The sequence below is a fragment of the Polyangiaceae bacterium genome, from assembly GCA_016715885.1.
In the GTDB taxonomy this organism is placed as follows: Bacteria; Myxococcota_A; Polyangia; order Polyangiales; family Polyangiaceae; genus Polyangium.
On the sequence record JADJXL010000028.1, the window covers coordinates 402344 to 424049 of the forward strand.

The 21706-nt window shown below is 61.4% G+C and carries 23 protein-coding genes and 1 pseudogene; 14 read left to right on the top strand and 10 right to left on the bottom strand.

Translation table 11 applies throughout. The features are described from left to right. Positions 1 to 20: 20 nt before the first annotated feature. Together IPM54_42945 and IPM54_42950 are read right to left on the bottom strand one after the other, a co-directional pair. Positions 21 to 812, bottom strand: a complete 792-nt coding sequence (locus IPM54_42945; GenBank protein ID MBK9266534.1) for a hypothetical protein — start codon at positions 810 to 812, stop codon at positions 21 to 23. A 2-nt stretch (positions 813 to 814) separates the two neighbouring features. Continuing rightward, entirely contained in the window at positions 815 to 1096 is a 282-nt protein-coding gene (locus IPM54_42950; GenBank protein MBK9266535.1) for a hypothetical protein, read from the bottom strand. A gap of 87 nt (positions 1097 to 1183) precedes the next feature. Between IPM54_42950 and IPM54_42955 the strand changes: the two genes are divergently transcribed. Next, positions 1184 to 2935 (top strand): hypothetical protein, encoded by a 1752-nt coding sequence (locus IPM54_42955; protein ID MBK9266536.1) that lies wholly within the window; start codon positions 1184 to 1186, stop codon positions 2933 to 2935. Here the strand turns inward: IPM54_42955 and IPM54_42960 are convergent. Then, positions 2932 to 4605: a HEAT repeat domain-containing protein gene (locus tag IPM54_42960; protein ID MBK9266537.1), complete on the bottom strand. Its 1674-nt coding sequence runs from the start codon at positions 4603 to 4605 to the stop codon at positions 2932 to 2934. The two genes, IPM54_42955 and IPM54_42960, sit on opposite strands and share 4 nt — an antisense overlap. Before the next feature lie 192 nt (positions 4606 to 4797). On the opposite strand from IPM54_42960, the pseudogene IPM54_42965 reads away from it, so the two are divergent. The 9 genes and pseudogenes from IPM54_42965 (at position 4798) to IPM54_43005 (ending at position 13063) form a co-directional block, all read left to right on the top strand. Further along, positions 4798 to 5747, top strand: a pseudogene (locus IPM54_42965) (XdhC family protein). Positions 5748 to 5756: 9 nt separating this feature from the next. Then, positions 5757 to 6386 carry a nucleotidyltransferase family protein gene (locus tag IPM54_42970; GenBank protein ID MBK9266538.1) on the top strand — a complete coding sequence of 210 codons (630 nt, stop codon included), beginning with the start codon at positions 5757 to 5759 and terminating at the stop codon, positions 6384 to 6386. Between the two features lie 27 nt (positions 6387 to 6413). Continuing rightward, the gene (locus IPM54_42975) at positions 6414 to 7484 is read left to right on the top strand and encodes an ADP-ribosylglycohydrolase family protein (GenBank protein ID MBK9266539.1); all 1071 of its coding nucleotides are present in this window, start codon (positions 6414 to 6416) and stop codon (positions 7482 to 7484) included. A 54-nt stretch (positions 7485 to 7538) separates the two neighbouring features. After that, a complete protein-coding gene (locus IPM54_42980) occupies positions 7539 to 9815 on the top strand; it encodes a xanthine dehydrogenase family protein (protein ID MBK9266540.1) in 2277 nt (758 codons plus the stop codon). 27 nt (positions 9816 to 9842) lie between these two features. Next, positions 9843 to 10235 (top strand): lactoylglutathione lyase, encoded by a 393-nt coding sequence (gene gloA, locus IPM54_42985; protein ID MBK9266541.1) that lies wholly within the window; start codon positions 9843 to 9845, stop codon positions 10233 to 10235. A gap of 3 nt (positions 10236 to 10238) precedes the next feature. After that, entirely contained in the window at positions 10239 to 10718 is a 480-nt protein-coding gene (locus IPM54_42990) for a (2Fe-2S)-binding protein (GenBank protein MBK9266542.1), read from the top strand. Further along, complete coding sequence (locus IPM54_42995) at positions 10715 to 11611, top strand: FAD binding domain-containing protein (GenBank protein MBK9266543.1); 897 nt, start codon at positions 10715 to 10717, stop codon at positions 11609 to 11611. Before IPM54_42990 ends, IPM54_42995 begins: the two co-directional genes overlap by 4 nt. Continuing rightward, the gene (locus IPM54_43000) at positions 11608 to 12126 is read left to right on the top strand and encodes a GNAT family N-acetyltransferase (GenBank protein MBK9266544.1); all 519 of its coding nucleotides are present in this window, start codon (positions 11608 to 11610) and stop codon (positions 12124 to 12126) included. Before IPM54_42995 ends, IPM54_43000 begins: the two co-directional genes overlap by 4 nt. A gap of 142 nt (positions 12127 to 12268) precedes the next feature. After that, positions 12269 to 13063, top strand: a complete 795-nt coding sequence (locus IPM54_43005) for a hypothetical protein (GenBank protein ID MBK9266545.1) — start codon at positions 12269 to 12271, stop codon at positions 13061 to 13063. Positions 13064 to 13105: 42 nt separating this feature from the next. Here IPM54_43005 and IPM54_43010 read toward each other — a convergent pair whose 3' ends face one another. Both IPM54_43010 and IPM54_43015 read right to left on the bottom strand, forming a co-directional pair. Further along, positions 13106 to 13480: a hypothetical protein gene (locus IPM54_43010; GenBank protein ID MBK9266546.1), complete on the bottom strand. Its 375-nt coding sequence runs from the start codon at positions 13478 to 13480 to the stop codon at positions 13106 to 13108. 80 nt (positions 13481 to 13560) lie between these two features. Then, positions 13561 to 13929, bottom strand: a complete 369-nt coding sequence (locus IPM54_43015; GenBank protein MBK9266547.1) for a TerB family tellurite resistance protein — start codon at positions 13927 to 13929, stop codon at positions 13561 to 13563. Positions 13930 to 14084: 155 nt separating this feature from the next. Between IPM54_43015 and IPM54_43020 the strand changes: the two genes are divergently transcribed. The 3 genes from IPM54_43020 to IPM54_43030 all read left to right on the top strand — a co-directional run bounded on the left by IPM54_43020 (position 14085) and on the right by IPM54_43030 (position 16164). Then, positions 14085 to 14486 (top strand): VOC family protein, encoded by a 402-nt coding sequence (locus IPM54_43020; protein MBK9266548.1) that lies wholly within the window; start codon positions 14085 to 14087, stop codon positions 14484 to 14486. Between the two features lie 187 nt (positions 14487 to 14673). Further along, entirely contained in the window at positions 14674 to 15573 is a 900-nt protein-coding gene (locus IPM54_43025; GenBank protein MBK9266549.1) for an RluA family pseudouridine synthase, read from the top strand. 57 nt (positions 15574 to 15630) lie between these two features. Beyond that, complete coding sequence (locus IPM54_43030; protein ID MBK9266550.1) at positions 15631 to 16164, top strand: hypothetical protein; 534 nt, start codon at positions 15631 to 15633, stop codon at positions 16162 to 16164. A 6-nt stretch (positions 16165 to 16170) separates the two neighbouring features. On the opposite strand, the gene IPM54_43035 is transcribed toward IPM54_43030, so the two are convergent. The 5 genes from IPM54_43035 to IPM54_43055 all read right to left on the bottom strand — a co-directional run bounded on the left by IPM54_43035 (position 16171) and on the right by IPM54_43055 (position 20104). Then, complete coding sequence (locus IPM54_43035) at positions 16171 to 16719, bottom strand: hypothetical protein (protein MBK9266551.1); 549 nt, start codon at positions 16717 to 16719, stop codon at positions 16171 to 16173. Continuing rightward, positions 16679 to 17503: a dienelactone hydrolase family protein gene (locus IPM54_43040; protein ID MBK9266552.1), complete on the bottom strand. Its 825-nt coding sequence runs from the start codon at positions 17501 to 17503 to the stop codon at positions 16679 to 16681. The genes IPM54_43035 and IPM54_43040 overlap by 41 nt, the downstream gene beginning before the upstream one ends. Positions 17504 to 17518: 15 nt before the next feature. Further along, on the bottom strand, positions 17519 to 17992 hold the full coding sequence (locus tag IPM54_43045) for a hypothetical protein (protein MBK9266553.1): 474 nt from the start codon (positions 17990 to 17992) through the stop codon (positions 17519 to 17521). Between the two features lie 112 nt (positions 17993 to 18104). Then, positions 18105 to 18902: an RNA methyltransferase gene (locus IPM54_43050; protein MBK9266554.1), complete on the bottom strand. Its 798-nt coding sequence runs from the start codon at positions 18900 to 18902 to the stop codon at positions 18105 to 18107. A gap of 20 nt (positions 18903 to 18922) precedes the next feature. Next, positions 18923 to 20104: a VWA domain-containing protein gene (locus IPM54_43055; GenBank protein ID MBK9266555.1), complete on the bottom strand. Its 1182-nt coding sequence runs from the start codon at positions 20102 to 20104 to the stop codon at positions 18923 to 18925. Positions 20105 to 20305: 201 nt separating this feature from the next. On the opposite strand from IPM54_43055, the gene IPM54_43060 reads away from it, so the two are divergent. After that, the gene (locus tag IPM54_43060) at positions 20306 to 21688 is read left to right on the top strand and encodes an aminotransferase class V-fold PLP-dependent enzyme (protein MBK9266556.1); all 1383 of its coding nucleotides are present in this window, start codon (positions 20306 to 20308) and stop codon (positions 21686 to 21688) included. The last annotated feature ends 18 nt before the right edge of the window (positions 21689 to 21706 follow it).

Sequence of the window (21706 nt, forward strand, 5' to 3'; positions counted from 1 at the left end):
GTTTGTCCTGCAACGACGAGCTATTTCTCGGGACGCACCGCGCCGCATCCAATACGTTCGGCCGTTGCCGACGTTTCGCGCTTTGCTGCTTCGAGCGCATCGACGAGCCGCTTGCGGTTCACGGCTGGCAGCGACGAGTTTGCAAGGTCCGCTTCGAGGCGCGCTGCGAGCTCGAGTTGCAGGTCGTACATCCGCTGCAACTCACGCGCGACGGCGTCCTTGTCCTGCGGATTCGCCGGCTTGGATGTCATCAGGGCGATCTCGGTGAAGAGCGTCGAGCTGTCGCGCGGCGGGTTGTACGTGTAGAGGCCTTGGCAGCGATCGGCACGAGGTCCGATGAGGACATGCGCTTGCCGGCCGTCTGCCTCTTCTCGGCGCCCCGCTTGATCGCCAACGAACGCGATTCGGTAGTTGTGCACGGACACGCCGAAGACGGCGCTATACCCGGGCCCACCTGCATCCGTTTCCGTTGGTAGCTCGACCTCGTCGAGTGCCTTTTCAATGCACGACCGGAATTCCGTCAGGTCACGCGAAGGAGCGCCGTTGTCAACGGGTTCGAGCGACTTGACGCTGGCGTTGCGAAAGTGCTCGTTGCCGCCGATTTCAAAGTCCACGACGGCAATGTATTCACCCTGGAATCCAGAGGTTTCGTGTTCTTTTTCCCAGCATGCGACGACGGGTTTCATGTGCCCGGCGGTTGCTGCTGCCACGATTTCCGCAGCACGATCTCGGGGCGTTGCGCAACTGCACAATCCGAGTGTGGTGATGGCAAGCAATCGTGCGAATGACTGGGGCGAAAGCGTGCGGATCATGGCTAGCGCTCGGTTTTCGCGGGCTCGGTGAGAATCGTCCCCTGGATGCCGCTGTAGTCAGCGTATTGCCGTGTGCTTCCACGAACGCCGGTGTAGCGAATCGTCGTTTCTGCCTGCCGATCGTCGTAGGTTTTGGCCATGTCGAGCTCGCGCATGCAGCCGGGTAGCCCAAGCAACACGAAGCAAAATCCGGCGCAGTGGATGGCCGTCATGCGAACGCGTTTTGCAACACCCTGCGTGGATGCATCTTGGAAGGTGTACGCAGTGCGACGGGTCCTGAACATCGGCGGTCGACGGTAGCAGATTTTGCTTTCCAATAACGAGCGTCGATGTAGAAGCGAAATACATCAACATCGCATTCCAGGAGTCCGGTGGAAACGCTTGCGGAGCGAATTGCGCGGGAGGGGCCAGTCAACGAGCTCGATGCCGTCGGCTGGATCGTCAGGCTCGCGAAAAAACTCGAGACACTGCATGCGCGCGGTCTTGCACATGGGGGCATTTCACCCGAGGCGCTCAAGACGGCGAGCACGTCACGTTTGTCTCTTGGAATGCTCGTTCCTACGGGCGCCGTGCGCAATCGGATGGAGTTTCGTTCGCCCGAACGTATCGACACGGAGGCGGCATCGGCTGCAGATGACACGTGGAGCACGGCCGCAACGCTGTACGCGTTGCTCACGGGCGCGAGTCCGTTCGTCGCGGCTGACGATGCGGCGATCCAGCACAAGATTCGAACCGGAACATTCGCACCGCTGTCGCAGTTCGATGTAGGCGACGACGATTTGCAGCACGTCATCGAGTCTGCGCTCAGTCCGTCGTTCGCGAATCGCACGTCGACGATGGCAGCGTTTCGCGAAGCGCTCGAAGCGTGGCATCCCGATCCGAAAGTTCGCGACTTGCCTCCCGTGGCGGACGATCAACCGGACGACGACGAAGACGAACGCACCGTGATGCGCCCGGTGTCGGCCGCCGATGCCGTTCGCGCAATCATGGTGCAGCGCGAACAGACAACTCGGGCAGCCGAGCCGGCGCCGAGTGCACAAGCGGCAGCGCGCAGAGCAGCAACACCGGCCGTGCCGGCCCATCAACCGCCGCCCGTCGCGCACGCGCATGGACTGATGGAGGATGATGACGAAAACGCGAAAACGTCACTCATCTCGGTTCCACCGATGGCGATGTTTGGATCGCGAGCACCCGCGACAGTGCCGGCCCCAGCGCCACCCGGAGCCGGTATCCGATCGGCGCCTCCCATACCGCCCACATCGGCGGCTGGATTCAGCCTCCAGCATGCGCCCGGTGCGCCGGCAGCGCGCAAGAGCCTTGCCAAGCAGACGATGGTCGGAGGGTTTGGCGCCAAGCCCCCGGCCCAACCCGCACCGCCAGTTGCGCCCCCTGCAGCAGCGCTTCCACCACCGCCGCCAGTTCGACCGCCATCCATTTCGCGTGAAGCTCTCCTCGACGACGGTGACAACGAAGCGACCGTGATGCGAGAAGCGCCGCTCGAGGTGATGCGCCAAGCGAAGTCATCCATCGCGCCGCCTGCGCCAGATCGGACGACACCGGTCGATCCGACCTCCGCAGCCGTCGCAGCGGCAACGGCCTCCTCGGACATACCCCCTGCGGCAGCACACGACGCCGCAGCGGCGCTTACCGCGTCGCAAGGCAGTGCTCCCGTCATCGCGATGCCGTCGTTGTTCGATGACGAGCCGACCTTCGACAAGAAGGGCGCGGATGCTCGCCAAACACCGGCGTCTCCATCGCAAGGCCCGAGCCTCGACGCGCCCGTTGATGGAGCACCCAAGGCAACGCCGGCGGCTGCTGAAGCGATACCACCTGCGCCTCCGATGGCTTCGCCCGCTGCACGCACGGCGCCTTCGACGCCAGGCATGGCGGCACCTGCACTGGCGTCGCTGACGGCGCCTTCGACACCAGGCATGGCAGCGCCGCCGGCAGCGCGGCAGCCGGACCCGCGATCATTCATGCCAACAGTCGTTCTGCCGGACCCGCCAGCCCCGCCGAACGCGGCTCAGCCAAACCCGCTGAAGGGACTCCTCATTGGCGTTGGCATCGCCCTTTTGATCATTGCGGCCGTCGCGGGCGTCTACTTCTTCGTGCTCAAACGTTAACGTCGTCCTCGCCTGTCCATCGCTCGGGGAGGCGCAGTCTTCAAACCTCGCGTCGGCACGCGAAGGAGCTGCATTTCCGCATCGAACCCGCCCATGTCCACGCGTGCGGCGAAGAGCCGTTCGAGGCCGAGATCCTTGGCCACGCGTGCGCTTTGTGTGGGCACGGGCGTGATCCACGCGATCCTACCACCAGGCGCGAGCACCGCTGCTGCATGCGCCAAGAAGCGATCGAGAAACGTGTGAAGGTCTTCTCCGCGCAGAACGCGGCGACCCATGGGTGGGTTTGTAATGACAAGCGTCGGAGCGCGCGGTCCACGCGGCACGAACGTGAGCGCATTGTCGCGATGTAGCTCCACGTTCGATGCGCCCGCAGCTTCGAGGTTGCGCCGCGCAACGTCGAGCGCCGCGGGATCGCGATCGGTGCCGATGAGCCGCACGTAAGGGCCCGCCATCGTTCGTTCACAAAGCTCCATGCCCGAACCGACGAACGGATCCCATACGACATCGTCCGGACGAACCCCCGCAATTCGCACGAGCGCTGCAGCGATCGTCGGATGCGATGCCGCAGGCACGTCAGCTTGCCGATAGGTGAAACGAGGGTCCTCGAAGCGTGGACGTAGCTCGACATCGAGAGCCCCTGCCGCCTGGGAAACGACCGCATCCCAGGTGCTCGATGTGGGGTCGTTGATGATCGACGGACACGCTTCGGCCATTTGCTCCGCTGCGCGCCATGTGACGGCGCGATGCTTTCCCCCGTCGGCCCAATCGATGCGGAAGCGCACGGGCCCTTTCGTGTACGCGTCGAAAATCCGCGCAGCCGTGGGCGATGCAAGCGCGCGCGTGAGGGCCGTCGCGACGTCTCCCTCGGGTCCAATGGTTTCCGTTGGAAGTGGGAAACCGAAACTCGACATCGTACGAGCTCGAAACAATCGTTCGGGTGCCCCGGTGAGCGTGACGAGCACGCGATCGACACGGTTTGCGTCGGGTGGCAAACGCGGCGACAAATCGGCATCGAGCTCGCCGAGCAAGATGGGAGCGAGTCCCGAGCGACAATGAAGAACCACCGGCACGGGCCCTTTCAGCGCCTTCGATGCATCGAACGCCGAGGGCACTTCGCGGCCTGCGGTTCGTTGCGCAATGAGCGCGGCCCTGGATGTCGTGCGGGCGAGCAACTCGTCGCCTCGCGCATCCAGCTCGTCGAGCGAGCGGGCCGCGTCTGCACCGCCGGTCTTGCCAAGCGCAGCAGCCATCGCGCGCCGAGCAGATGCGTCCGTTTCTTTTGAAAGCGCTGCCGACAAAGCGGACGCTACGAGGGGCGTACGCTGCTTGCCGAGTGCGTTTGCCGCTGCGCGACGAACCATCGCGTCGTCGTCGCCGAGGCGTTCGACGAGCGATTGCAAAAGGTCCTCGCCACCGTGTTCGCCAGCGATGCGTCCAACGAGTTGAACGAGGCGAGCTCGTGCCTTGGTGTCCGTGATGTTCGTCTTGGTCAACGCAGCACGTGCTGCGTCCGGACCGAAGTGTACGAGTGCCCGTTTGGCGCCGTCGGCTGCGGACGAACCCATCGCGACCATGTCGAGTAGGTCGGACACATCTGTTTGCCGAGGAAAAAAACCGGGATCCTCGACCGCCTTTTCGAGGCTGAAATCCGGGCCTCTTCGCGCTGTCATGAATGATTCTTTCTGACTCTTTCGCGTGGGGGGATGCGCGAGGAGCGATCTCGTTGGAGGGTTCGCAGGCGGCTCTATAAGTCTTTTTGGCTGCGCCCAAAAGACCAGCCGACTGCTCTGCCCCCCATACCCCCCGACGAGGACAAACCGTAGCCTCGTCAAGGAAGGGCAAAGCCGGTACACTTGCGCACCGTGATCGACACCTCCGCCGTGATGCCTCGAACTGCGCTCGCCACCGAGGTCTTGCGAGCTGCGCTTGCTGCGCTCGATCGCGGTGAGCGAGTGGTCGTCGCGACCGTGATTGCACGGCACGGTTCGGCTCCGTGCACGCCTGGTCAAAAGCTGGCGCTCTTTCAGAACGGCACGGCGCTCGGAACCGTGGGTGGAGGCGCCGTGGAACGAGCGGTGCTGCGCTCGATGGCCGAGCTTCTCGCTGCGCCTGCACCGCTGCCGCGAACCGATAGGTTTAGGCTCGGACCGTCCCTCGGGATGTGTTGCGGCGGTTCCGGCGATATGCTGCTCGAACCCATGACACCGGCGCACCATGTGCTCATCGTCGGAGCAGGTCACGTGGGCGTATTCACGGCCCCTCTGCTCGCATCGCTCGGTTTTTCCGTGACGCTTTGCGACGCGCGCGATTCCGCGGCAGACCCGGCTCGACTTCCCCAGGACAAACCCGAAACAAACCCCATCGAAGTGCTCTGCGCCGAACACGACGATCCCGTCGTGCGTCAGGCGTTGCCGAGCGATCTCGGACGGGTCGCGGCGCTCGTCATGACGCACGATCATCAGATCGATCAGGCGGCCATCGAGTGGGCGATCGGGGCAGGTTTTGCTTCGTTGGAGGCGTGGGTAGTCGGGCGAAAGCTACAAAAACGCGTGCGAGGCTCGAAGCCAAAGGTGTTTCCGCAGAAGACATCGGGCGCGTCCGCATGCCGCTCGGGGTCGACATCGGTGCTCGAACGCCAGCCGAAATAGGCGTGGCGATCGCGGCGGAAATCGTGGCATGGCGCGCGAGCATGACGGGCCTGGTGCGTCACGTCGTGAAAAGCGGGGAAGCTGCGGCGCAACCGGACGACGCCCATGCTTTCGTGCTCGACACAGAGGCTGGCGCTCGAACGCATCCCACCCCAGATACATAGTCGACTCCCATGGCAGACACGGTGGCGATCATTCTCGCGGCGGGTAAGGGCTTTCGCCTCGGCGGCCCCAAAGCGCTGCTCCTGTGGCCAGGTCCGAAAGGAACCAAGCCCCGGCCGCTAGCGATCGCGCATGCGGAAGCTCGCCTTGCGGCAGAGTCGAATCGCGCCATCGTCGTGGCTCGAAAACAGATTGTCCAAGCGCTCATTCCGTTCGTTTGTCCGGGCCTCGATCTGGTCGTATCGGATGCAGCGGAGGACCTGGGTCCGGCAGGCTCGATTGCAACCGCAGCGCCTCGAATCGACACGGGCGACCGCGTGCTCGTTTGTCCTGTAGATACGCTCCCCGCACGTCGCGACGTTGCTGAAAAATTGCTCTCGGCGCTCGGTGCTTCGGGTACGCCACCGCTTGCCGCAAAGCCGCGGTACGGAGAACGCTTCGGGCATCCCGTCGCGATGCAAGGCGTGGCGCTTGGTCGATATCGCGAACCGAATCCGCCCCCACTACGCGACTACCTGCGCACGCTCGGCGATGCAGTTGTCGGCGTGGACGTATCGGATCCCGAAGTCCTCGTGGACATCGACACACCCGCGGAAGCGGTTCGATATCTCCATGGCCCGCCGACGTTCCTGAACGGATAGACTAGCCTCGCAACGACGGGAGGCGCCATGAGCGAAATCATTGGTGGAGCAACGGATTCGGCCGCGTGGAGGTCTTCGTGGGCACGCGGAACGCTCTTAGGGCTCGCGGTGGGCGACGCGTTCGGCACGACGCTCGAGTTCACGGCCTGCGAAGCGCCGCCATTTCCGACGCTCGCAACGGGTCCTCATGTCGACATCACCGGTGGTGGACCGTTCTCCGTGGAACCGGGTCAAGTCACCGACGACACGCAAATGGCCGCGTGTTTGGCGGCCAGTTTGAAGGAGCACGGCCGGTTTCACCCGACAGACGTCGCGCAGCGTTACGTCGCATGGGTGGAGCACGCGTTCGACATCGGAAACCTCACGCACGCGAGCTTGTCGATGATTGCTCGGGGTGTTTCGATCGGCGAAGCATCACGCCGCGCATGGATCCATTCCGATCGCAAGTCCGCCGGCAACGGCTCGCTCATGCGCATTGCGCCCATTGCGGTGGCGTTTGTCGACGATCCCGTCGCGCGACGATTGGCCGCGCTTGCAGACAGCGCCATCACGCACTTCGATCCGCGATGCCGGATCGCGTGTGCTGCGTTTTGCTCTGCGATCGCCGAAGCTGGCGCAGGTCGCACGGATCCCATGCAGATGCACGCTGCTGCCGTGGAAGAAGTCGATGACGCAGCGACCGCGCTCATCGACCTCGTGCCGCGCGATGGTCCGGACGTCGAACGAGCGCGCGAGGCGCTGCTCGGCGATCTCGAGCTTGCAAAGCACGATGATCCCGGACTCTACCAGGCCGACATGCACATCCATCGATCGCAAGGGTTTGTCCGAGTCGCCTTTCGGCTCGCGTTTTGGGAACTACTGCACGCACCCACGTTCGAGGCGGCCCTCGTGGATGCCGTCAATCGCGGCGGTGATGCCGACACGAACGGGGCCATCACGGGCGCGCTCGTGGGCGCACGCCTCGGCGAGGAAGCGATTCCCGCAGCTTGGAAGACCCGCGTCCTCGATGCGCTGAAGACCTCGTCCCATGCAGCCTTGCGTGACGTTTATCATCCCCGCGTCTTGCTCGACCTGGCCGGCGGTATGCGAAGAAATTGAACAACGGCGTTCTATGCGGGCGTATGCTCGCAAAAATTGGGTTTGCCGATGACCATCGCGACATCTTCTCCCTCCACGATTCATTCGCCGTTTGTCGGAACCAACGTCCCGCGCGTGGACGGCTTGGCCAAAGTGACCGGACGAGCAGCGTACGTGGACGACATTCGTCCTGCGCCGGGCGAGCTCTTTGGCGCAACCGTGCGAAGCCCTTACGCGCGCGGCAATCTGCGCAGCGTGACGCTCGATCCAGCATTCGACTGGAGCGACGTGACCGTCGTGCGAGCAAGCGATCTCGCGGTGAACGAAGTGCAGTGCATTTCGGCCGAGCAGCCCATTCTTGCGAGCGATCGCATCGCTCACGCGTACGAGCCGATCGTGCTTTTGGCATGCGCGGACAAACAGAAGCTCGCGCGCGCCATGCTCGCCGTGAAGCTCGACATCGAGCCGCTCGCGCCCGTTCTCGATCCGGAAGTGTCGCTCGCCAAGCGCGACGTCATCTGGGGCGACGACAACGTGCAGAAGCGTATCGCCATTACGAAGGGCAGCGCCGATGTGCCGGAGGAAGACGCGAGCCTTCGGGCGATCGACGCAGCGATTGCAGCATGCGCGGTGGTCGTGCACGGCAAGTATGCGACGCACCATCAAGAGCAGCTTTACATTGAACCGCAGGGCGTGATCGCGCATTGGGACGACGCGGGCGTACACGTCATTGGTTCCATCCAATGCCCTTATTATGTGCACAAAGCATTGGTGCATGCATTTGGTTTGCCCGGGGATCGCGTGCACGTGACCCAATCGGTGACAGGCGGCGGGTTTGGCGGCAAAGAAGAATATCCGTCGGTCATTGCGCTCCATGCGGCAATCTTGGCGAAACACAGCGGCCAGCATGTGCGGATGATTTACGACCGCAAAGAAGACATCGAAGCGACGACGAAGAGGCATCCGGCAATATGCGAAATCACGTCGGGCTCGGATGCGGACGGCACCCTGCGAGCGCTAAAGATGCGGATTCTCATGGACGGCGGCGCCTACATGACGCTTTCGCCCGTGGTTTTGTCCCGCGGAGCGCTGCATGCGTCCGGCGCGTATCGCTGGCAAGACGTGCGTATCGATGCATTCGCGGTCGCGACGAATACGCCGCCCAATGGAGCGTTTCGAGGATTCGGTGCGCCGCAAACGATATGGGCCATCGAACGGCACTTGGACCAGGTCGCTCAGAAAACGGGAAAAGACCCGGTCGAGCTGAAGCGGCAAAACATGCTGCACGAAGGCGATACCACGGCGACGGGCCAAGTGCTCCGCGGGTCCGTGGGTATTGCGGAATGCGTCGAAAAAGCTCTTGCCTCGAGCGAATATCAGAAAAAACGTTTGGCAGGACCCACCATTCGCGGACGCACGGCACGAGGCATCGGCGCGAGCATTTTCATGCACGGCGCGGGTTTCACGGGAGCCGGTGAAAACATGTTGAAAGGCCGCGTAGCGGTCGATTTGCTCCCGGGCGGAAGGCTCAACATTCGCACGGCCTCCACGGATATCGGCCAAGGCACGGAGACGGTATTTCGTCAAATGGTGGCAGATGCCGCCGGCGTTGAATTGGATGCCGTCGATTTCACCGTTCCTTCGACGACGCACGTGCCGGATTCCGGACCCACCGTTGCATCACGCACGGTCATGGTCGTGGGCTCCATCGTCGAGCGCGCTGCGAAAGAAGTTGCTGCTCGTGTTCACGCCGAACAAGAAAAGGGTGGCGGCGGTTTCGCCGAAGCCGCCGATAGGCTCCTCGCGCGAGAAGAAACCGTCACGGCGCTCGTTCAATACCATCATCCGGATTGGGTGAAGTGGGACGATAAAACCTACAAAGGCGACGCATACCCCGTCTACGGATATGCGTGCGACGTCGCCGAAGTCGAAGTGGATCTCGATACCTTCGAGGTCACGGTGCTCGGATTCTGGAGCGCCACCGACGTGGGCAAAGCCATTCATCCCATCATGTGCAAAGGCCAAATCGAAGGCGGAAGCTTGCAAGCCATCGGCTGGGCGCTTTGGGAAAACGTCGTTTGGAAAGACGGCAAGATCCTCAATCCCCGAATGACGAATTACATCATCCCCACGGCGCTCGATGCGCCTCCCTTCCACGTCGATATCGTCGAAGCGCCGTATGCGTACGGCCCTGGAGGTGGCGCAAAGGGCGTTGGCGAATTGCCAATGGACGGAGGCGCACCAGCCATTGCGGCAGCCATCGAACATGCAACGGGCATTGCCGCACATGATTTGCCATTGCTCCCCGAGCAACTCTTGGCGCTGCACGTCGCACGACAGGCTCGAGTTTAGCGGACGAATTTCGAGGAGAACGATATCATGCGCATTCTGCACACCATGCTCCGCGTCGGCGATCTCGACAGGTCGCTCGCTTTTTACACCGAAGTCCTCGGCATGCGCCTTTTGCGCAAACGCGACTATCCCGAAGGACGATTCACGCTCGCATTCCTCGGTTACGGTGACGAAGATTCGACCGCCGTTTTGGAATTGACACACAATTGGGACACGAAGTCGTACGACCTCGGCAATGGTTTCGGCCACATCGCCATTGCCGTGCCCGATGCGTACAAGGCTTGTGCCGACGTCAAAGCGCGCGGGGGCAAGGTGACGCGCGAAGCGGGGCCGATGAAACACGGCACGACGGTGATTGCGTTCGTCGAAGATCCGGATGGATACAAAATTGAATTCATTCAGCGCAAGGTGGAGGAATAGCCCTTGAAGATCAGCTTGAACGTCAATGGGCAATCGCGCGAGGTCGACCTTCCGCCGCTCGTCCGGCTGCTCGATGCATTGCGTGGTCCACTGGGCCTCACGGGCACGAAGGAAGGCTGCGGCGAAGGCGAATGCGGCTCGTGCACGGTATTGCTCGATGGAGTGCCCGTGAATGCGTGCCTGGTTTCGATTGGGCAATGCGAAGGGCGCACGGTGACGACCGTCGAGGGGTTGCCCGATACGGTACGAAAAGGCCCGCTTGCGCAATGCTTCATCGATCACGGCGGCGCTCAATGCGGCATTTGCACGCCGGGCATTCTCGTGAGCGCCGAAGCGCTGCTCGGACGGCGTCCCGATCCGACGGATGCCGAAATACGCGAAGCCATTGCGGGCAATCTTTGCCGCTGCACGGGATATCAACGCATCGTAGAAAGCGTGCTCGAAGCAGCCAAACAACGTCGCGAGAGCGGAGGTGCGGCGTGACTGTCGCGGATCTCTCCCTTTACGACATGAAGCGAGCGGAATCGCTCGACATGCTTTGCTCGGTCGTCGCCGAACGTCATGCACGCGGCGAATCGACGGTGCTGCTGGCAGGAGGCACGGATTGGGTCGTCGAACAGGAAATGCGACGTCCGTTCGATAAAGGACAAACTCTACCGCTCGTCGTGGACATTTCGCGTCTCGACGAATTGCGGGGCATTTCATTTTCACGCGGTTTGCTCCGCGTTGGCGCGGCCACGACGTACCTCGAAATGCGCCGGCATCCCGATATCTTGACGCGCGCCCCGATGCTCGAACGCATGGCCAGCGAACTTGGTGCAATCCAAATTCAAGCGCGCGGAACGCTGGGCGGCAATCTCGCGACGGCATCGCCGGCAGCCGATGGAGTTGCAGCGCTCGCAGCTTATGATGCAACGATCGTCGTGCGCAGTGTGCGAGGCGAACGGAAGATTCCATTTTCGCAATTGCAGACGGGGTACAAGCAGGGCACTCGAGCGCCCGACGAAGTGATCGTCGCCGTGGAAATGGCGCTTCCCGGCGAAGGAACGCCGTGGTTGTGGCGCAAAGTGGGCACGCGTCGAGCGCAAGCGATATCCAAAATGGCGCTTGCAGCCATTGCGGTTCGATCGGACGAACGCGTCGTGCGATTTGGCCTCGGAATGGCATCGGTCGCGCCGGTGACGGCAACCTTGCCCAATACGCGGGCGCTCGTGCTTTCCAAACCACTATCGGAAATCTCGGCCAGCGAGCTCGATAGGGCCGTGCTTTCGGATATTTCGCCCATCGACGATGTTCGCTCGACCGGCGATTATCGCAAGCACGTTGCCTTGGCCATCGTGCGCGGTTTCGTGCGTGATCTCGGCGCTCCGGTATGAATTCTCCCGCATTTGCGTTTCGTCCCATTCGTCCAGACGACGACGCAGCCATTGCCTCCATCATTCGCACGGTGATGCCCGAATTTGGCGCGGACGGCCCCGGTTTTGCCATTCACGACCCGGAAGTGAATGGCATGAGCGCGGCTTACGGAACTCCTCGTAGTGCCTATTTCGTCGTCGAAGTGAATGGTCGCATCGTGGGCGGCGCAGGAATCGCTCCGCTTCAAGGCGCCGATGAAGGAACCGCCGAGCTACGCAAGATGTACTTTTTGCCGGAGGCTCGAGGGATAGGCGCCGGAAGCGCGCTCTTGCGCCATGTCCTGGGTGTCGCAAAAAACCTTGGGTTTGTCCGCGTGTACCTGGAAACACTCACCGGCATGGACGCCGCGCAGCGTCTTTACGAACATTTGGGCTTTCGCCGCATCGACAAACAGCTCGGATGCACCGGCCACTTTGGATGCAATCGGTTTTACATGCTCGACTTCGAACGCGACGACGCCGGGCAACGAGCGTAGTCGACTTCACCAACAAACTTTTTTTACGAAACCACGCAACTGAGCTCCCGCTCGAAACGATGGACGTAAGCATGGTGGGCGTTTCGCGAGCGCGCCTGGCCGTGTTTACGTCTTTTGGCTCGCAGAGAGTTCGGGAAGCATCATGTTTCAGGCCTACGTTCGCCGGATCCCTCGCGTGAATCTTTCGGGTGCAATCGCGCTGGGTCGCGCGCTTTTGGCGGCGACGGATCTCCTCCCGCGTTTGTCAGAACCGGTTTTGCGCGCAAAACGATTGCTCGCTTCGCGCCTGGATAGCCTCACGGCGGCCACACGAGGACACGCGCCTTATTTCCACGACCAGCGGTCGCCCATCGCGCTTGCAGGACGTAACCTCGATGCAAATTGGGTCGCACTGCACGATTTCCTCGAAGCCCTTGCGGCATTGCCCGCGCATTGCAGCGCAGCTCGGAGCGCCGTGGAAGCGCTCGTGGGCATTTTTCCAAACGGATTCGAGCTGGTGCGGCCTCCACCGCTGCTCGAATGGGCGGAATCCGAAGCGCGGCTCGGTCGTATCGACCTGGGTGGTTTCGAGGCAACACTGCGAGCGATCGGCGGAGGACCGTTTGTCGAGGCCATTCGCGAGGCGCATGCAGCGTACGGACGGGCGCTCGGAAATGCCGAGGGTGGAGCATGGTCATCTCGGGCCATCAAACGCAGCCTCGATGCGTCGGTATTGGCCATTCACGCGTACGTGACGTGCGTGATCGCCGAGCTTTGCGATGGCGACCCCGAATCCACGGCGCATTTGCACGCGCTGCTCGCACCGCTGGATTTCGTGCAAAGCTGCATGGATGCGCGTTCGTCGTTCTTCGAAGAAACGCTCGAAGCTCACCCGCCTCCCCCGCCGATTCGGTTCGACGAATGGAACGACGACGAACCGCTAGCGCTCGCGGTTTGACCTGTAACGTTTGACGTCAAACGTGTTTGCCCAAGGGCGGCGTCAGGGTTTTTCTTTGTCGTCTTGGGCAAACACGCGCCGGATGGCTTCTTCGCGCCCACGGCGAGCTTCCTTGCGGGCGCTGATGAGAGCTTCGATGGCGAGGTTCGTCTCGACGTCGTCGACGAGCTCGTCGGCGGCGATCTTGGCGAGCGCTTCGATCCTCGCACCAAAGCGCTCCTTCAACCGAGCCTTGACGGCGTCCTTGACGAGCTCGCGAAACGCATCACGGGCGACACCAGCAGCTTCGCCGTAGAGGACCTGCGATATTTCGAGGTCCAAGAAATCGGTGCCCGGCGGACCATCTTTGCCACCTCGTCCACCTTGACGATCGTCACGTCGTGACTCCGGCGGCCCTTCCTTGTGTCGATCTTGCATATCGCCTCCGAGCTCCGATCGTAGCGACCCACAGGCGGCTCAGGAAGAGCCGCTCGCGCGGTGCGTGGCGTCGTTTGAGATCAAAGCAAGTTCAAGAACCGCTTGGCGCGCTCTTCCGCGAGGCCAATGAGACCTTGGGCTTCCTGATCGGGAATCTCCAGCGTCTTGCACATTTTGCCGATGAAATCTTTTTCGGCTTCGTGCTGCTCGCCATCGACGTACGTGAGGAGCACGGCGTGTTGCAAAAGCACGCGGCGATCATCGGCATTGAGATCGAAGATGGGCATGTCGTCGAGCGATCGCTTCTGACCCGCGTAGTCTCGAATCTCCTTCGCCTCTTCGTCGGATGCTTCGAACGCGGCGATGAGCGCGTCGACCATCTCTTTTTCGGCATCGGCAAAGGTGCCGTCGGCCCAAGCGACACTCACGAGCGACTTCAGAACCGCCATGTTTTCTTCACGCATGGCGGCGATTTTTGCCGGTTTACGCTGCACACGTCAAGTATCGTCGCCAAGCACGAGCGCGACACATAGCCGCAACCAAACGCACGGTCACGAGCGCTCGACGCACGCCGCTTTTGGCCGCTACTTTACGCCCGTCGCGCATGACGTCCTCCGATTTTCCGTCAGCACTTTCCGTGCATCACGTGGCCGTGGTCGTCGCCAACCTCGAACGCGCCGAGCAATTTTACGTCGGCGTGCTGGGGCTGCGCGTGATTCGCCGTTGGGACGATGCTGAAGCGCGTCCACGATCGATTTGGTGCGAGCTTGCCGCGGGCGCTTTCTTGGCGATTGAACGGGCCGAGGTCGAAGGGCCGAAGCGCAATGAGTTGGCGCCCGGATTTCACTGCGTCGCGCTGGGCATACGTCCGGACGAACGTGAGAAATGGCGCGAGCGGCTCGAGCGAGCAGGCGTGGCGGTGTTTCGCGAGAGCGCGTACACGCTGTACGTGCGCGATCCGGACGGGAACATCGTGGGGCTGAGCCATTTTCCGGACGAGCGCTAGAGCGCCGTTCAGTTTGGAACAAGGGCCAACGGGGGGGGGGGGGGCGCCCGGCCCGCCCGGGGGGGGGGCGGAGAAAAACAGGGGGGGGGGGCGGGCCCCACGCTCGCGAGCGCGTCCCACGCGCGCGAAGCGAGCCTGCAAATCTTGGCCTGGATTCAGACTGAACGAGCGCTAGAAGAGTTTTTCCATGGCGGAATTGTCGCATCAGCGCGTGCGTTTCGTGGCGCGTCCGGAAGACGCAGGCCTGCGCCTCGATCAAGTGCTCGCAGCCAACGTCGCCGGGCTCAGTCGGCGCAAAGCGCGTGTGCTCATCGATCTGGGCGGCGTGTTTCTCGATGGCGCTCGCGTCAAGATCGCGGGCAAAGCAATTCGGCCCGGACAAACCATCATCGCGCACCTCGGCGGAGCGCTCGAACGGGCGACGAAAGAGGTCGGCACGGCGGCACGAGCGCGGGACGATGCAGCGCTGCCCGCGTATCGCATCGTGCACGACGAGGAAGACTTCGTGGTCGTGGACAAACCCGCCGGGCTGCTCACGGCACCGACGCCGGAGAGCGATCGAGGGAACCTGTTCGATCTGTTGCGACGAACGCTTGGACAAACTCTCTTTTTGGTGCATCGCCTCGACCTGGAAACGAGCGGTCTCGTGGTGTTCGCTCGGACGGAGGCGGCCAATCGCGTCTTGTCTGAGCGCATTCGCGTGCACGATTTCGAGCGGCAATACTTAGCGGTGTTGCGAGAGCAGGTTTCGTGGGACAAACGCACGGTGGATCATCCGGTTGCGGGAAAACGCGCGGTGAGCCACTTCGACGTGGTCGAGCGGTTCGTCCAAGGAGCGACGCTCGTGCGCGTGCGCTTGGAAACGGGCCGCACGCATCAGATCCGTTTGCACGGGCAGCACGAAGGGCACCCTGTGCTGGGAGATCGCAAATACGGAAGCGTGTCGGCGATGGATCCGCCGAGGCTTGCGCTTCATGCGACGAAACTCGGCTTTGCGCACCCTCGCACAGGAGTGGCCGTAAGCTGGGAAAGCCCGCTTCCGGAGGACCTAGACGCGTGGATCGAGCGGCTACGCGCGAATACGTGAGCAGGCGCGAGATTCGAGCAGCAAGCTCGGCGTGCTCATGGCATCCTGGATGTCGTCATGGGGAGCCGTTTTGCTTGGTCCGCAATGATGACGATGATCGTGGCGGCGCTCTTCGCGAGCGCTTGCACGCGTTACGAGCTTGCGCCGCGTGATACGGCGCCAGCGACGACGTTCGACGCATTGCCTGCGAACGTCGGACAAATTTGCGTCGTTCGTCCGCATAACGTTGCGCTGCTCGTCCCGGCGGTCGTACGGGACAATCGGCAGCTCGTGGGGATGACCAAGGGGCCTTCGTGGTTTTGTTGGTTTGCCGAGCCCGGAATTCACAGAATCGTGACGCGTTATGGCGACGACATCGACGAAGACCTCGGGATGGATGAAATGACAGATGCAGCTATTTTGGTGGAGCCCGGTGGGCGATATTATTTGCATCACGACGTGAGCAAAATTCTCACGATATCGGTGCGGTGGATTTTGGACACTGCCGAAGCCAATGCAATGATTGCCGAATGTGATTGGGTGGATCTCGTCGCGGCGCCTCCGGGAGAACGAATTCTCGGCCGCGGGGAAATCGTGCGCGCAGCGCGCTAAATGGCATTATCCCATTCCCGGTACATTCGCCTTGCGTAAAAATGCGAGCGTGGGGCGGAGCTCGTGCATCGGGCCTTGTCCAAGGCGCAACTCGTGTCCACCGGACAATTCGACGAGCAGCCAATGGTGCTCGAATCCACGCTCGTCTTCGCGCGCTTCGATACCCTCCACGACGGGTGTGGAGATTCGTGTGATTTGCGCAAACGGATACATACGAGAAAAACCGCTCCCGTGCTGCGTAATCTCGGCTCGATCGGTATCGATGCGCATGGTGCCATGTTTGCGGCGCTGTCGGTACAAAATCCAATTGGCCACGATGACCCCGATGATCCATATGACGGCAACGAAAATAATGGGCCGCGGGGCCGCACGCGTGATGACGATGGCGCCGATGATCATGGAAAGAACGATCGCCATCCCGGAAACCAAATAAACAAATGGCTCGAAAACACCGCCTGGACAATGGCAAACGATGACGAACGGACCATCGGTAACGATGGTGCCGCGTGCGTTGTCAAGGAGCGTCTGGCGTTCCGACACGAGATTCTTGCTCATCGCGAAGTCTTTCGCGGAGAAAAGCGAGGACCCGATCGAGGGCCTTTCGCGTGGGATGCCCGGTTTCGTCGACGAGATCGTTGGTGACGACGGAATGGGCCGCTCGCTTGATACGCCACGGATTTCCGGGCGAAGAATCGATTTCGATGCCCTCGAACGCATCACCGAGCTCCCGGCGCATGGTCTCGAAGCGTTCACCGGGACAAAGAGGATCGTGCGTGAACCGGAGCGCCAAAAGTTTAGCTCCACCCGCGCAGCGCTGCTTGACGGTCTCGAGATCGGCATCGGAAATGTGCATTCCCGCGCGACGCGCACTGCCAATGGGAATGGGAAGCGACGGTTGACACAGGATCGGGGCGACGACGCGAGGATCCACCATGAGGGTGAGGGCAAAGTTGCCCGTAATGCACATGCCAATGGCACCGACGCCTTTGCCTCCGACGGATTCGTGAACATGGCGGCACAAAGCTCGCAGCCAATCCGTAATGGGGCTGGATTGATTGGCTTCGAGGACCGCAAATTCGCGCGAAATGCAGGCGCGAGCCATCACGCCCAAAGCCTTTGGCATATACACCGGAGCGCCGGGAGTGCCGAAAAGTTGGGGAAGAAAAACGGTGAAACCTTCAGCCGCGACGCGCTCGGCAAACCGCATCACCTGCGGGGTAATGCCAGGAATTTCCGAGGCAATGACGACGCCAGGACCATTTCCACGACGATACACGTCTCGCGTTTCGCCGTCATGTGTAAAGGTCGATCGCGTAAAACCTTCGAGCTCGATGGCCATGTTTTTCTCTCGACGTCACGATGGAAGTTCAGCAGCGTCGAATGCAGGTCGCACTCGTTGAAAGCCAAGGCCGATGATTTTTCCATCGGGCCTTTCGACGAGCGCTCCGAATCGGCATTTTTCAACGAGAATGCCTTCTTGATCGCGGCCTTCGCTAGCAAAGCATACGCGCTGCCCCTCGGTAAGACGCGCAAACACGCGGGCGCTCTCCGCAATGCGACCAAACGACGGAGCGGCCTCGGCATCCGTCGATTTGGCGGCAGATCGACGAATGCGGCGAACGATGTTGGCGCTCACATATACGTCGAGCTCGTCGCCACGAACAAAGACGACGACGCCCGTCTGATGGATGCCTCCATCGGTGGCAAACGTTACAACATCGCCCGTGCCAGCTTCCGTGGACGCTCGGCCGCCGAGGCGCTTGCGGACGAGGTCGACCGAGGGGGCGGCGGGTTCGGGGAGGAGGGGGAGCACGAATCTACGGCTCATGACGCCGGAGATTAGCGCGAAACGAGGTGGGGTTAAAGATGCACGGCGGGCAATTTGAGTACTGCGCCACACTCACAAAAGTGGTTGGCACCTTCCAAAAATGCAGCGACGATTACTTCTTCGCCCCCGGCTTGCCCTTCATCGCCTCCCGAAGCCGATCTCGAACCACTTCGGCAAGCAGCACGCTCGCGGCGACCGATACGTTGAGCGACCGGACGGAGCTCGAGCCTGGTATGGCCACCAGCGTGTCGCATTGCGCCTTTGCTCGTTCGGACAAACCCTCCCGCTCGTGACCCAATACGACGACGATGGGACGAGCATACGCAAAACCAATCGCATTGACCGTCGCTTCGCTCTCCGCTCCAACCACCGTGATCCCTCGTGCACGCAGGCGTCCGAGCGTATCGGGCAGGTCCGTCGTGCGGGCAAACTCGAGCTGTTCGGCGCCCCCTTCGGCAACGCGCACCGCATCGGCGGGCAATCCTGGATGAGGCGCTGGGGCCCCCAAAAGCGCCGCATCCATTCCAAAAAACGCAGCGGTCCGCAAAATGGCCCCGATGTTGTACGGGTTGCGAATTCGTTCCAGCGCTATCGCTGCTCCCTTCGTCCGCACGAGCATATCGGCAAGCTCTTGCGTCCCCATCCACGAACGCGGTGTCACTTCGAGGCACAGGCCTTCATGATTTTTCGCCCCGGAAAAACGCCCGAGATCATCGTCGGTCGCTTCGGCGCACGGAATTCGATGCGCCACGGCCCAGCGTTCGAGCGCCCCGATGAGCCGGCGCGTTTCGCGGTGAAAAGCGACGCGCACGATTTTTTCCGGGTGCCTTTCGAATACCGCAAGGCCGGCACGCAAACCGTACACGATTTCATTCGCGTCTTTTCGGCGCGCGGAGGGATGTTTTTGCATGAGGTCGGTCGTTGGAAGGGTCAATCGGGCGTGGGCGTGTCGCAGCCGAACACGATGTCCAGGTCTTTGACGATGCCATTCTTGAGGCTATCACACGCGGGGCCGTAGAACACGATCTGGTTTTTCGCGATGTCGTATTCCCAGCCGTCCATCAGGTCGCGCGGCACTTTCGTGACGTTGTCGAAAAATACGTAGATGTCGTTCGGATTCGGCGGAACGGAATCCAGCGAATACGTGCACGAAAGGGTGCTTTTCGCAATCGTGGCGAGCGCCGTATCGAGGCTCGCTTGGTCGCCTGCATCGAAATACTTGGTCGCCCCGCTGCTCGGTACGCCACCGGCAACCGCGAACTTGTCCATTTGCGCAGGATCGATGCCCGCACCAAAACCAATGACGAACGTCGGCACACCGGCCATGTCGTGCAAGTCTTTGATGATTTGTTCCGTCGTCGCATCCGACCCGCACGTTTCCTTGCCGTCGGTGATCAGCACGGCGTAGCTGTCGCGTTCGGTATCGAGGAATGCGGGCTCCGTCGTAGCTTGCTGCATACCCGTCTGAATATTCGTCACGCACGGGCCATCGGGGAAATTGGTGTCGGCCGCTTTGAGCGCATTGGTCATCAACGTTTGCACGGCCATTTCATTGCCCGGCCCGACGGGAATGGGAATTTTGTCTTGCTGGCAATTTGGCGTGACGCGGTCCGGAAATAGGGTCAGACCAAACCGAATTTGACCAGTGAAGTCGGTCGTCATTTTATTGATGGCGGCAACGGCAATGTTCCACTTGGTCGAATCGCCGACCTTGCCCGTCATCGAGCATGATCGGTCGACCACGAGCAACATGTTCGGCGGCACGGGATCCACCTTCGCTTCTTGCGAACCGCATGCGCCGCCGGGAATGCATTTTCCCGTCGCGGTGTCGCAAACGGTGCCGGCCGCGCAATCTGCATCGGCTGCACATGTCCCGGGATCAATGCACGCGCCCGACGCGCTGCATACTTGAGGCTCGACGCAGGCTGGATTGCACCCGCCCGGAAGGATGCCTCCCCCGTCCCCACCGGCGCCACCAGCGCCGCCGGAACTGGAAGTGGATCCCGCCCCGCTCCCTGCGGTGTTCGTGCCACTCGTACCGCCGCCACAACCAGCGGCGACGCTTGCAATGACCAGAAAAGATGCCCATGGCAAGAAAAACTTCGGTGTCATGAGGCCAGAATATCGAATACAGGTGGGCTGCTGCAAACATTTTCGAAGCCGGCCAAGCACGAAGTTACGCCGTGCCATTCGATCGACTTGCTCCTAAAGTGCCACCCAAGCCACACGTCGTGAAAGGACAAAACCGTGGGTCGAAACAAGCCCCGTCCACTGCCGCCGTCCCCTCACCCGCTCGAATTGTCGCCGGCGATCATGCGATCGATGCTGCAGCGCGCAACCGAACACATCATCGAGCACATCGGCACGCTTCCCGATCAACCCATGCATGCGACGAAAGGCGGCCGAAAGCTCGCTCGAAGCCTTGCCGGACCCATGCCCGAAGAGGGCATACCCTTTGAAAAACTCTTCCGCAAGTTGTTTTCTCAAATCATTCCAGCGAGCCTCAATACGGCGTCTCCCGGCTACTTGGCCTACATTCCCGGCGGCGGTATTTTCCATGCGGCCATCGCCGATCTGATCGCCGACGTGACAAACCGATACGTGAGCGTGTGGATTGCCGCTCCGGGTCTTGCTCAGCTCGAAGAAAACGTCATTCAATGGTTCGCCGCGATGCTCGGTATGCCGTCTTCTGCCGGGGGCATATTATTGACGGGTGGATCGCTCGCAAACCTCGTAGCAACCATTACGGCGCGTCGAGTAAAACTACCGCCGGACTTTTTGCGCGGCACGGTTTATACCTCCGAGGAAGCTCATCATTCGGTGCTCAAGGCCGCACTGCTCGCGGGAATATTGCCGGAAAACGTGCGAGCGATTCCAACCGACGATCGTTATCGGATGCAACCAGAAATGCTGCTCGACGCAATACGACGAGATCGAGCTGCGGGACTGCTCCCATTTTTGATCGTTGCGAGCGCTGGAACGACAAATACGGGTGCCGTGGACGATTTGCAGCGAATTGCGGACATTGCAGCAGCCGAAAGCTTGTGGCTCCACGTAGATGCCGCCTACGGGGGATTTTTTGCAATGACCGAACGCGGGCGCAAGGCACTTGCAGGAATTGGGCGCGCCGATTCCGTGACGCTCGACCCGCACAAAGGGTTGTTTTTGCCCTACGGTACGGGCTGTTTGATCGTGCGGGACCGCGAATCGTTGCGTCGAGCGCACGCAGTTCCGGCGGCGTACATGCCGCCCATGCAACACGACGAGGGATTCGTGGACTTCTGCGAGCTTGGGCCAGAGCTTTCCCGCGATGCGCGTGGCTTGCGTGTATGGCTTCCCTTCTCGATGCATGGAGCTGGTGTTTTTCGAAACGCACTCGATGAAAAGCTAGATTTGGCAGCGTACGCGACGAACGAATTACGAAAAATGCAGGGGATTGAAATCGTGGCGGAGCCGGTGTTGTCGCTGCTCGCCTTTCGCGCTCGGTTTCCGACGTTGAACAATGCGGACGAGGATGCCAAAAACCGGCAACTCATGTCGCTCGTCAATCAAAAGCAGCGCGTCTTGCTCACCGGCACCGTGACCAAGGGCCGGTTCTTGATTCGGATGTGCATCCTGTCGTTTCGTACGCACGCGGATCGCATCGACATGGCGCTCGAGGATATTCGCACGAGCCTCGATGAAGTCCGGCAATGAGTCTCCTAAGTTGCGAAA